Below are 11,568 nucleotides of genomic sequence, written 5' to 3'. Positions count from 1 at the left end.
AATATAAAACGCTGATCACTATAATTTATTTTGACTAGTTAGGTTTAAGGTGCTGTTCGTTGGATTGGGTAGTTTGTATTGATAAAACCGAAGCTGAAACCTGCTTTATCTCGCGAACCTCTTCGCTCGTACCTCACTCCTCGGTGGCTCAACCAAGCCACTTCAATCACAAACAACGTGCTTTCCGTTGTCTTGGCCGTTCCGGTCACAATCAGGGCTAGGCAGGCTTTCACTTTCGCGGCCAAGTGCTTGCCTGAGTATGCTTTGTGTTTGTGCCCTACTCTGTCCTTGTGCTGGGTTTCAACGCTTCGTTTACGCCACTTCTATCCTCCGCCCGCAGAACTTCACTAGAAAAAGTGAAATGAACGCTGCGCGCTTTTGCCAGTGAAAACCATGCAGGCTACCGGGAAGTTAGGCGAAAACGACGATGAAACCCTAACAACCCAAGGAGCACACCATGTCACATTCCCTATCTTTGCAAACTCACAGCACTAAGCCCGCAAAAGCGAGCAACGTATCCCCGTTGCATCCGTCAGGCTCTACAACAATGAAGGTGGCGCCGCTGTCTGTTGTGATTCACTGGTCTGAATCTTCCAGATTACAAACGGGTGAGGAATTTGATTTCGAAATTTTTGAGGCGATCGCACTGAAAGCTGCTTTGGATAATCCATTGGGCGGTTACGACAAAACAGAAGTAACGGTCACGTTTGAAGGTGGCCATCAGCACCGTTGCCGCGTGGACCTGGGCTGCGGTGGTAATGAGTGCGGTTTTTCGGATCACTGTTTTCGTGTACTCGAGTACGCGCTATCGCTTGAGAAAAGTGATTCGTCGCATAGGTATTTTACTCACGCCCAAGGGCGCGAGCTGCTCGCACTGCTTAAAGCCTATCAGTTAAATCGACATTCGGTGGCGTTGGCTCGCTCTCAAGTGTTAGCGCGCACACGTTTAGCAAAAGCCCAACAAGAAGCCGAGGAACAGGCCAAGGCCGAACAAAGAAAAGCAGCGCATCAACAGCGAGTAGAACGAGAGAAGGCGTTTCAAGCTTCGCTTTCAATACCGGATTGGGCGCAAGGTGCCATTGTGGCAACGTACACAGTATTTGATGAGGACAATAGCGATACTTATGCCGATGATTATCGATTCAATACGGAAAAAACGATTGTTCTTGCCTGGTCTAAACATACGCGCCGGCTGTTCCCGAGCTGCGCAAGGCATGCTTAAACCATGAAGATACTGCGTTTTTAGCGGACACAGCGCAAAGTAGTGAACACCGAGAAAACTACTCAATGGGTGCCGGTACCTATCTCACGAATAAAGATTTTATTCGTTGTGGTTGGTCAGTGCGTAAAGTGCGCTTTTGGCGTGAAGACAGCAAAGCGGTTTATGTTCCACTGGGTGAACTAGCTCAAGCCGTTCAAGCATAACTGGAGGCGTGACAATGTCACAAGAAAGTCGCATTACTATCGATATTCGCTTAGTCCACTTGTTCGAAAAGTTAGCCGCATTAAACCCGCCCGTTGGCCAAATAGTGGCGCCTTTTATTCTGTAATAAAGGAAAAAGAACCTATAGACCCCAAATCAGATTAATTTACGTTTCACTGTGCTTGTGTTTTGGCCACATCGTATAGTAGAACTTGGAGCTACGTATGTAGCTTCTTCTCTTCGCATCCTTAAGAACGAGATAATTTTCACATCCCGTGTCTAAATGGGGCAAGGTATTGATGTATACATCACCGCTTGAGCTATCGCCAGCATAGCAGTAGCCGTAGTATCCAAAATAACAGTTGGTATTCGGTCCGCTTTCGAGCTGTTGCATGGGGTCAAACCCACGGGACTTAAGATTTGCTTGTAACGATTCATAGGCAGCTAAAGATTCTGCATTATCAGCCATACAAGCTTTAAACTCCTCAGTCGCATGATACGCAGCTTTACCTAAGCTTTTGAACTTATCACTTTGGCTCCAATCATTATGGTCAGGGTGCTCTTTCGTGTATGTCAATAAACTAGCAATCGCTCTAATAAATTTTAAATATTCTCGTTCTGTTTCCAGTACCGAAATCAAGTCGTGCTCTCGCAATCGATGAAGATGGACACTACACCACTCGACTGGCAGGACATAACCTTTGTTAAAACTGCCATTAATTCGTTTTTCGAATTCCTTGAACTCGCAATCCATAAGTCGCACCCATTGGGCTAAAGGGTCCAAATTTTCAAGTAAAGACGCGTGGTTTTGTTTGTAGCCATAGCTTGGGTGAATAAGCCATTGCAGGTTGTTAACCAATTTATTAACTTCAGGCCATTGTCGGCCTTTAGATACGATGTATTTGCCAAACAATGTGAACAATATGTAATGGTCAAGTGAAAACTGCCTATACTTCGCGATAGTTTCATCGTCATAGAGTTCGGTAAGGTAATACTTTCGCACCAACTCCGGCATCTGGTTTAATTTTTCTTCCAGATCATCCCAAAAGACTATGCGAACATTATATGGCAACGTCGTTTTCTGTAAGTATGTTTTCAGTTCTATCTGAAGGTTTATATCACGCTGCTGTGTCGTAACAATAAATAGGCGTTCGAACGGATTTTTATCGTAATACTTTTTAGCCTTTTCCGCCCACTCGATAATTTCCTTAATTTTTATTGGGTCTCTTTGGACGGCTCGTGCTTTAGCTTGAATGACAATTTTATTTTTAGCATCAAAAAAATCGATACCAAATTGAGATTGCCCTGGACGGCCAGCTTGCTCAGCATCAAGATCAAAGTAAAGGTCGAGAAGCATACGTTCAAAATCTTGCCAATTGGCTGGTGAGGGGAACTGAAAAGCAATTGTCATAATTTGATTAGACCTTGTTACGTTTATCGAGAGTCTATCGAAAGATAACACACATGAATGTGTGTGGTCCCAAAAGGTAAGACCATAATTCGTCTACGATATCATGCAACATTGCCCGACTAAAAGCTTGCTAGAGATTGAACACACTTGGACCTCCAATGTCTGTGAAACAAGTTTCAACTATTAAATAATATTGCGCCTTACACGGAGAAAATACAGTGTTTTTGTCCAGAACATTTCACGGCTAGCACATCAGTTGTGATGCTGTTCTACGTTTTGGGATATAAAAAATGTTCGATGACAGCTAAATTAGCAGAGTTATTGACACGCCTTTGTCCTAACATACTTAAATAAGTATGTTAGGACAAAGGCGCTATAGTGATCGCATCACAGGCTTGCGCTTATGAACATTTTTACCCATAATGATACTGTACATATAAACAGTATTATTTATGAACGTTATTCCTATTTCTGCCTGTGCTGGCATCACTGGCTTTGAGTCACCTGCTGCGGAGTACCGCCAACTTTCGCTTGATTTAGATGAGTTATTGGTCGAGCACCCGAGCGCGACTTTTTTGGGTCGAGCGAGCGGAGACTCGATGCAAGGCGTCGGTATCTTCGATGGGGATATTCTGATTGTCGATCGCCATGTCGCCTTGAGTAACATGGATGTGATTGTGGCCAACCTGAACGGCGAATTCGTGTGTAAGTTGCTTGATATTAAGCATCGCCAGCTACTTTCTGCGAACCCGATCCACGCACCGGTTTTGGTTCAAGAGTGCGATACCTTTACCGTGGAGGGCGTTGTTATACGCTCTATACGCTGTCACCGAGCCAGTCATCTATTTGGGCAGGGGTAATGTTTGCCCTGGTTGATGCCAATGCGTTTTACTGCAGCGCCGAGCAAGTCTTTCGCCCTGAATGGCGTGGCAAGCCTGTTGTTGTCCTGTCCAATAATGATGGTTGTGTGGTCGCGGCAAACCGCCAAGCCAAAGAATGCGGGGTAGAGAAGTTTAAGCCTTACTTCCAAATGAAAGCATTGTGCGAGCAACGCGGCGTTATCGCGCTCTCTTCTAACTATGAGCTTTATGCCGACTTATCGAGCAAGATGATGGAAGTCATCGGCCGATTTGCTCCTGAGCAACACATCTACTCTATCGACGAGTCTTTTCTCTCTTTCGAGCGAACGGCGCTAGCGATACCGTGTCTTCGTGAGCATGGGCAAAACCTCAGAAAATCGGTGTGGCGAGAGTGCCGCTTACCTGTGTGTGTTGGTATAGGACCGACGTTAACCTTGGCCAAAATCGCTAATCAAGTAGCAAAGAAAATCGCTGAGTTTAATGGGGTGTGCGTACTCGATACTTTAACAGTGCGAGAACGCGTCCTAGCTCAGCTTTCTGTAAGCGATGTCTGGGGGGTAGGAAAACAGCTGACTACTCACCTAAAACACCTTGGCATCACCACCGCTTTGCAACTGGCCAAGTACCCTGCGTCACTGGCACGCAAGGTGTTTAATGTGGAGTTGGAACGCACAGTGCGTGAGCTTAATGGTCAAATTTGTAAACAGTGGGATGAAGCAAGAGCCGATAAGAAGCAGATCTTTTCTACGCGCAGCTTTGGCGAACGCATTGAAGACGAGACCTCATTACGCCAAGCGTTGTGTCACCACGCAGGCATTGCATCGTGTAAAGCGAGAAAGCAGCAATCCTTATGTAAGGTACTAATGTGCTTTGCCTCGAGTTCACCCTTTGATGATGTGCCCTATAATCGGCGCGTCGTACACCGGTTCCCCTACCCGACTGCAGATGTCACGCAGATCACCCAAGTGGTCTCTGAACTCACAGACCAGCTCTTTTCTGAAGGCGTACGCTTTTACAAAGTGGGGGTTGGGCTATTGGATTTAGTTGAAGGACGGCAAGAGCAAGTGGATCTATTTAACCCATCCCCAAACAATACGCCGTTGATGTCGGTGTTTGATGGCCTGAATCAACGTTATGGCCAGAACACGTTATTCCTCGGCGCTCAAGGCATTGAGCAAAAGTGGCAAATGAGGCGTCAGATTCTGACGCCTCAGTACACAACATGCTGGACAGATTTGCCTCAGGTTAAGTGCTGAAGTTAACCTGAGGCACAAATATCAATTCCGCAAAAGACATTTCCTTAGCAGCAAGGGCAACAATGTTGGGATTTTTTTGTTAAATCAGAAAATCTTAATATTTGTTGCTCCAGGCGCGGGGCCATGGTGCTTTGAGGTCTTTTGAAAGTAGACCTTCTGATTTAATTTTATCTTTGACCAGTGCTTTTCGTCCATCAAGTCATCCTTACGAAAATAAAACTCTTCTCCTTGGCACACGATAAATGCAAAACCTTTGCCTTTCTTAGGTGTCGCTTTCACCGTACCTATAGCGTTGGCAAGGCGCACGTAGCAACGGTCGTCTCGAACATCATGAATTTCCAGTTGGGTCGTTTTATTGATGATCAGTTTCTTTAAGCTTGCACTACCGTAAGTTCTAGGGTCAAACGCACTGTCTAATTGCTTCAATTTAGTACCAAGATCACCAAGATAGACACAGTTATTGTCTCCAACCAACTGCCAGTATGCGTCGAGCAACAACCTATCTAGTTCAGCATCATCCCCGACATCTCTAGCTTGGTTGTCTTCACAGCCGATGTTCTCAACATAAACAAAATTGTGACAAGCTTTTCGAAAGGCAGCCGGTGTATCCTTTTTACCGACCGCCATTACGTGCAACCCTTTTTCGCTAATTCGCTGCGCTAGACCAGCAAAGCCACCATCACTGCTCACAATACACATTGCATTGATTTTATCGCTTGTACAAATCAGCTCGATAGCATCCATGATTAGAGCGTGGTCTGCAGCATCTTTACAATAATGAAACTGCTGCTTAGGTGCTGAACTTGTCTCGAGCATGATGTCTTTCCAACTCTTGTGGGTCGGATTTGTCCAATCTGCATAGACCCACTTGCTGGCAATATTTCCTTTTTGACTCACCTCTCGCAGAATGTCTTGATACTTCGATGGCTGCGCATTTTCTCCGTCAACGAGAACGGCAAAGTTTAGTGTACTATCCATTGGTCACCTCAATATACTGTACGAGCGCTACGCAGCAGATAGCCCTGTTCTGCAAGCTGTGTTTTCCACTGAGTCATTTCATCGTCAGTCAGGTGTGGGGCAGCACTTTCCAACATATCTTCCGCATCATTGAATACCCTAAGCACCTTTACTTCTTCTGTGGTTTTGTAATCGCAGTACTGGTTAACAAGTGCCAGTCTCGAGCTCTGTAAGGTATAGCAGGTTAACTTCTCACGGAACTCGTGTTCATGACGTCGTTCCGGCAACTGCCATCTAGGTTGCGGGGACTGCTCGGCATTTTGAATAACAGCCAATTCTCTGCCGCTCAGCTGAACCTGCTCAAAAGTATAAGTGGGGGTGACTTTTGTCAGTAGGTAGTCATGCAGCAATGCACCAGGAGAAACGTTGATTGAAATCTCCCTGCCGGAGTCATAGCTATAATCATTTCGAACTACAATTTCAAACGAGAACTGATGATCTTCCGGGTACAGTTTTGATATAAGCTGGCCGAGGTTTTTATCAAGTTCATTCAGCGTCGATACTCTGATGATTTCTGCCGATAAAGCCTCATCATAATGACCGAATGGTGACTTATTTTTCAGAAGGCTCTGATGGTTGTCACGCATCTCTGCTAACTGTTGCTCCGCTGCAACTTTATGTAATTTCAACTTTTCAGTCAGCTTATCAGTCAGCTTGTCCTCGCTGAGTGAGTGCGCCAGCGCGATTGATGCTTTGAGCTCTGCGTAGGTCTGCTGTAATTGGTTGCTGAGACACGGCCTGTCAATTGTCTTGTCAATGAACTCAGTTCGGAGATCTGGTTCAAGGTTAGCAACATCAGAACGATCGCTGAGAAATGCATCCACGGCTTTATCGTATTCCACCTGCTTCTGATCATTGGTCAGTTTTTCGGTCTCTGCACGTTCTTTGGCTTTTGTCAGTTGTGTAATGCTCTGTAAGAACTGCTCAGTTTCTCGGTGAAGCTGCATATCTAATACACGGGATTCTTCTGCAAGCTCTTTTTCCAACTGCCCAATGATACTACGACGCAGTTTATCCGGCGTTGTCTCGACACGGTGCTCCACCTCTAAGTGCCAGCAAAGCATTTTCAGCTCCCAGTTTATCGGTAGAGCGAACTCAATGCTTTCAACGGCGGTCAATAGGTGGCTACTTTCGGTTGAAACCCGTGGTGAAAGTTGGCGGATAAGCGGAAGCAATTTGTGTGTTTCTGCTTTACCCTCCCCTTTACGCCAGCCAGATACGGTTGGTTGTGAACAGCCGATAAGCTCACTAATGGTTTTCTGCGTGTAACCTATCATTTCGGCATACACGATAACCTCTGTGGTAAAGGGATGGCGCAGTGAAGGCCCTAACGGCGGGTAAAGGACATTTTCCAACCCCATCCCGGCAATAAGCTGAGCTGCCTTCTCTTCCTGTGCCCTTCTTACAGCGGTGACTCTTTTTGTTCTTTTATCTGTTTTTTTTGCTTCCGTATTTGCGTCTAATACTGGCATTGGTGCGAATCTCTATGTCTTTGAATTTAAACACAATCTCCCATAAAGAGTCAGAGCAGTCAAATTTATAAATAGATATTACTAACTATAAATAACCTATTTTTCACCTATAAAAAGCCTTTAGAAAATAAATTTGAAAAACTTGCGTTTTACCACCAATAACCAGAAAAAATCTCTTACGGCCGCTGATATCTTTCCGACTCCGGAAAAAACTAGCCTTTAGCTAGGCATTCATACTTTGGGTCGTTTCGGCGTTATCACCAACCAAATTAAGTCTATTAATTACCAATCAATAACCTATTCTAGCTATTTCTCTCGAAAGTAGTTTATTTGGTCCTGGCTGTAATTCAGCTTTTCTTTATCGGAAATGATATCAACCGCATACATTTCAATCATCCATCACTTTTAACTACCAACATCAAAAATCGAGGTATATACTATTTCTCATTCCTACATGGAGGCAGAAATGGATAACCTACACACTACTACGACATTTCAAGCGCTTAAAACAGGTGCCGACGCGTACATTCAGCGCCGTAACCAACGTTTATTAGCCAATCACCGTAAAGAACTTCGTAACTTTACCCGAGCAGAGGCATCAACCTATCTTGGTATTGATGCAAAAACGCTTGACCGTTACGTCACTGCTGCCGAGATAGACCCACGTCGCCATGAAGACTCACAATGGTCGATTGATATTGCAGAAATGTACAAGGTACGCGACTTACTGCCAGAGAACCTGCGTAAAGACGCTAAGTTCATACGCAGCGAGCAGCAAAAGACGCAAGTGATGGTGATCCAGAACCAAAAAGGTGGTGTAGGAAAAACGGTTTCTGCCGCAACTATCGCTTCAGGCTTAGCTACTGAGTTCCATCAAGAGTACCGCGTTGGCTTAATCGACATGGATGGCCAAGCCACTCTGTCGATGTACTATGCACCCGAAGCGGATCAAGAAGGTAATTTGTCTGTTGGGGATCTGATGATGCAAACGTTCGACCTTGATGAAGGCGAAACTGTTGAGCAAGTCATCTCTGAAGCTTTTCTGGAAACGACCATTCCTAACCTACGTATTTTACCGGCAGCACAGAGTGACCGAGCGATGGAAGGTTGGTTTCATGAGCAAGTGTTCAGCCAAACTTTAGCGTCTCCATACTCTTTGCTTAAAGACATCATCGATAGCGTTAAAGATGAGTTCGATATCATCATTATCGACACCCCACCCTCTCTGGGCTACGCGACCTTTAACGCGTACTTTGCAGCAACGAATGTAGTGTTCCCATTGTCGATTACCGAAAATGACATTGATGCGACTTGTTCTTACTTCAGCTACATCCCGCAAGTGTGGGCATTGTTAGAAAACGCTAACCATGAAGGTTATGACTTCATGAAAATATTGCTAACTAACCATCGTGATAGCTCAACAACTACCGAGTTAATGAACAACCTGTACGACCACTTCTCCCCTTACTTGTACTCCAAAGAGTTTAAGCACAGTGAAGCCGTCCGTCAGTCATCTTCCCTACTCTCGACAGTGTTTGACATGTCGAAAAGTGAATACCCGAAAAGCAAAGCAACGTTCCAAAGCGCACAGCAAAATAGCTATGAAGTTACCAGTCAAATATTGCGCGATATTCTGAACGTTTGGCGTGAACAGGAGAACAAGTAATGGCAAAGAAACGTGGCGGTAGCCCTCTAGGTAATGCACCAGGTTCAGCGCAAGCACAACAATCAGCGGCCAAAGCAAACTTAGATACTCTAACATCGCAACTCAACACAGAATTAGAGAAGAGTGGCCAGAATGCCGCCGAGTATCTACAACAAAAATTCGGCCTCGAATCGGTAGGTCAAAAGATGGTGTGGCAACTTGCATCTGGTACAGCTGCGACTTTTAACGAAGTGACCTTGTCATACGAGCAGGTAAAACAAAACACTGTGGTTACTTTTGATGTGAACGGACGCGACCAGTCTTTGTTAACCAAAGAGTCCTTGGAAGATTTAGACTCGTTGGAGTTCCAACAGTTTTACCCGGCCGTTGGTCGCGAAATAGATGGCCACATTGATGTTCTTGATGGATCTCGTCGTCGTGCTTGGTTTTTGCTTCAAGAAGGTCGTGTTAAAACATTCCGAATTCTAGTCACCCAAGACGAAATTTCGACCGCTGATGCAAAAGCGCTGGCCAAGCAGTTACAAACAGCTAAAGAACACAACCAACGTGAGATTGGCTTGCAGTGCCAAATACTGATGAAGAGTGGTGATCTTACTCAAGAAGATACGGCAAAAATATTGAATATTAGCCGTCAAGCCGTGGGCCGTGCACTTAAAGCTGCCAGTATTGACAGTAAGTTAATCGCCCTATTCCCTGTTGCTAATGACTTGTCTCACACAGATTACTCTATCCTGGCTAAAGTGATGAAAGCGTTCACCGGCGACAAGAAAGCTTTGAGCAGTTTCATCAAAAAAATAACCAGTAAAGCTGTCAATGCTCAGCCTGAGCAGAGCCAAGAAGATATAAAAGATGATCTGATTTCTTGTATCAAAACCGAGTTAAAAATCGCCGAAGCCAAACAAGAATCAGACAAAGCAACCGTGATTCCTCTAGCCGAGTTCGATAGCAAAGGCATGTTCGCGCGTAAAAAGGTGAAAGGTCGTAATTTCTCGTATGAGTTTGGACGGTTGTCGAAGGAACTACAGGCGGAACTGGATACTGCAATTCAAGAAGTACTTAAAAGGAAATAATAAAACGCCAGCTCTAGTAGCTGGCGTTTTTAATTGGTGGAGCAAACAGGTAGTAAAACAGCGTAGCATTACTCGCCCAAATTCACTGGAACCAGCTTAGTGTCGCCTAGGTTTGTAGTCACCTGCTGCTCCGCTGGCGCTGTACCTACTACCTGTTCGCTAATCCACTTCACTGCTAATGTCGCTAGGAATGTTCCCATGTATCCTCCCATCAATGGTATGTAATAGACCTCAAGGAGCGAAACGACTGCAAGGGTTACCAGTTGCATCAGACTGATGCGTAATTCTTACTCAACAATCATACAGCATTTTTCGCGGTATGAATCCCAATATCATTTAATAGTTGAAACTCGTTTCGCTGTTCGTTCCCATATTAGGCCTACATCTTGATTACTCTTCTTCAAGTTGAGTTCGTACACTCCACGAAAACGGTAAAGCACGTCCCCTAGTGAGCCTTTCACACGAGCAAATACCACGCGCCTCGTTTCTTTACCAAATTTAGGGTTAATGTGTTTCTCAATATGTTCTCTAGCTATATCTTCATCGACACTACGTTCAGTGATAACCTCATGGTCATCTGATATAGCATTATTCCAGCCGCTATTTGGATAAGCTTTAGGAAACCATAAAATAGTATTTTCTTCCGGGAAGGCGGCGACCGCTTTTTGGTATCCTTTGTATTTATGCCCGAAGCAGTTACATGCATCTTTTATTGTTTTAAATGCGACATCCTCATCAGCATCGACATAGCCTAGTCCTAAATACTTTTCTGTAGACATCTCATATTCTAGATCCCATGGCTCTATATTTTTTCTAGTTAGCTGGCTTTTAATCTCATTGACTATTTCAACTATCTGCTTATCGATAGCTTCTAACGATAAAGCAGCATCAACTCTCAAGAACTTGTGACCTGTCGCCTCTACAATATCCGCCTCTCTCATAGAGTCTGCTTCTTTATTCGAAAGATGATGTGCTTCATCTACCTCTACGTGAAGACCTAATTGAGGGAAATACAGATCAGTTAACGCTCGTCCTGAAGGCCTTGTAACATATTGTTGAGTAATAAACTTAACATCATGGTTATCGATTAAATGAATAATCTTGGTCACAACGTACTGCTCATACTTTTTTCTTTTTGTTCGAGAGAGCTGTCTTAAAATGAATTCATCTTTTGTCATGGAAATAATCAACCTAAAAACGACATACCGTATATTACTATCCACTATGTAAAGTAACAATGATTTCCTATGTTTAGCTGCTTACGCATCTCCTGTAAAAAGCTCACATTCTAAGCATTCTCATATACGCTACCAACTCAAGAGCAATTATTTACAAACCATGAATTCACACCTATACATAACTCGATGTTAATCAAAAACGTCATGGCTAGTAT

General features: G+C 44.4%; 12 protein-coding genes. 7 read left to right on the top strand and 5 right to left on the bottom strand.

What is annotated here, in order from left to right:
* Positions 1–59: 59 nt before the first annotated feature.
* The 3 genes from CWO27_RS23665 to CWO27_RS23845 all read left to right on the top strand — a co-directional run bounded on the left by CWO27_RS23665 (position 60) and on the right by CWO27_RS23845 (position 1,425).
* Positions 60–221, top strand: a complete 162-nt coding sequence (locus CWO27_RS23665; protein WP_181359720.1) for a hypothetical protein — start codon at positions 60–62, stop codon at positions 219–221.
* A 236-nt stretch (positions 222–457) separates the two neighbouring features.
* A complete protein-coding gene (locus CWO27_RS22525; protein WP_258185245.1) occupies positions 458–1,222 on the top strand; it encodes an LPD25 domain-containing protein in 765 nt (254 codons plus the stop codon).
* 65 nt (positions 1,223–1,287) lie between these two features.
* Positions 1,288–1,425, top strand: coding sequence for a hypothetical protein (locus tag CWO27_RS23845; RefSeq protein WP_240699561.1), 138 nt, complete (start codon positions 1,288–1,290; stop codon positions 1,423–1,425).
* Positions 1,426–1,589: 164 nt separating this feature from the next.
* Here CWO27_RS23845 and CWO27_RS22520 read toward each other — a convergent pair whose 3' ends face one another.
* Positions 1,590–2,834: a hypothetical protein gene (locus CWO27_RS22520; protein ID WP_107899543.1), complete on the bottom strand. Its 1,245-nt coding sequence runs from the start codon at positions 2,832–2,834 to the stop codon at positions 1,590–1,592.
* Positions 2,835–3,286: 452 nt separating this feature from the next.
* On the opposite strand from CWO27_RS22520, the gene CWO27_RS22515 reads away from it, so the two are divergent.
* Together CWO27_RS22515 and CWO27_RS22510 are read left to right on the top strand one after the other, a co-directional pair.
* Positions 3,287–3,694 carry a LexA family protein gene (locus tag CWO27_RS22515; protein ID WP_107899542.1) on the top strand — a complete coding sequence of 136 codons (408 nt, stop codon included), beginning with the start codon at positions 3,287–3,289 and terminating at the stop codon, positions 3,692–3,694.
* Positions 3,694–4,950 (top strand): Y-family DNA polymerase, encoded by a 1,257-nt coding sequence (locus CWO27_RS22510; protein WP_107899541.1) that lies wholly within the window; start codon positions 3,694–3,696, stop codon positions 4,948–4,950. Before CWO27_RS22515 ends, CWO27_RS22510 begins: the two co-directional genes overlap by 1 nt.
* Positions 4,951–5,034: 84 nt before the next feature.
* On the opposite strand, the gene CWO27_RS22505 is transcribed toward CWO27_RS22510, so the two are convergent.
* Together CWO27_RS22505 and CWO27_RS22500 are read right to left on the bottom strand one after the other, a co-directional pair.
* Positions 5,035–5,928: an NYN domain-containing protein gene (locus CWO27_RS22505; protein WP_107899540.1), complete on the bottom strand. Its 894-nt coding sequence runs from the start codon at positions 5,926–5,928 to the stop codon at positions 5,035–5,037.
* A gap of 8 nt (positions 5,929–5,936) precedes the next feature.
* Positions 5,937–7,439 (bottom strand): hypothetical protein, encoded by a 1,503-nt coding sequence (locus tag CWO27_RS22500; RefSeq protein ID WP_107899539.1) that lies wholly within the window; start codon positions 7,437–7,439, stop codon positions 5,937–5,939.
* A 466-nt stretch (positions 7,440–7,905) separates the two neighbouring features.
* On the opposite strand from CWO27_RS22500, the gene CWO27_RS22495 reads away from it, so the two are divergent.
* Together CWO27_RS22495 and CWO27_RS22490 are read left to right on the top strand one after the other, a co-directional pair.
* Positions 7,906–9,105 carry a ParA family protein gene (locus tag CWO27_RS22495; RefSeq protein ID WP_107899538.1) on the top strand — a complete coding sequence of 400 codons (1,200 nt, stop codon included), beginning with the start codon at positions 7,906–7,908 and terminating at the stop codon, positions 9,103–9,105.
* Positions 9,105–10,175, top strand: coding sequence for a ParB family protein (locus CWO27_RS22490; protein WP_107899537.1), 1,071 nt, complete (start codon positions 9,105–9,107; stop codon positions 10,173–10,175). The genes CWO27_RS22495 and CWO27_RS22490 overlap by 1 nt, the downstream gene beginning before the upstream one ends.
* Before the next feature lie 68 nt (positions 10,176–10,243).
* Here the strand turns inward: CWO27_RS22490 and CWO27_RS22485 are convergent, their stop codons facing one another.
* Both CWO27_RS22485 and CWO27_RS22480 read right to left on the bottom strand, forming a co-directional pair.
* Positions 10,244–10,375 (bottom strand): hypothetical protein, encoded by a 132-nt coding sequence (locus CWO27_RS22485; protein ID WP_258185243.1) that lies wholly within the window; start codon positions 10,373–10,375, stop codon positions 10,244–10,246.
* A 132-nt stretch (positions 10,376–10,507) separates the two neighbouring features.
* On the bottom strand, positions 10,508–11,353 hold the full coding sequence (locus CWO27_RS22480; RefSeq protein ID WP_107899535.1) for an AbaSI family restriction endonuclease: 846 nt from the start codon (positions 11,351–11,353) through the stop codon (positions 10,508–10,510).
* Positions 11,354–11,568: the final 215 nt, after the last annotated feature.

The sequence above is a fragment of the Vibrio sp. 10N.286.51.C3 genome (assembly GCF_003050065.1).
Classification (GTDB): Bacteria; Pseudomonadota; Gammaproteobacteria; order Enterobacterales; family Vibrionaceae; genus Vibrio; species Vibrio crassostreae.
Note: the sequence above shows the minus strand (reverse complement) of the source record. Positions and strands in the feature narration are given on the sequence as shown.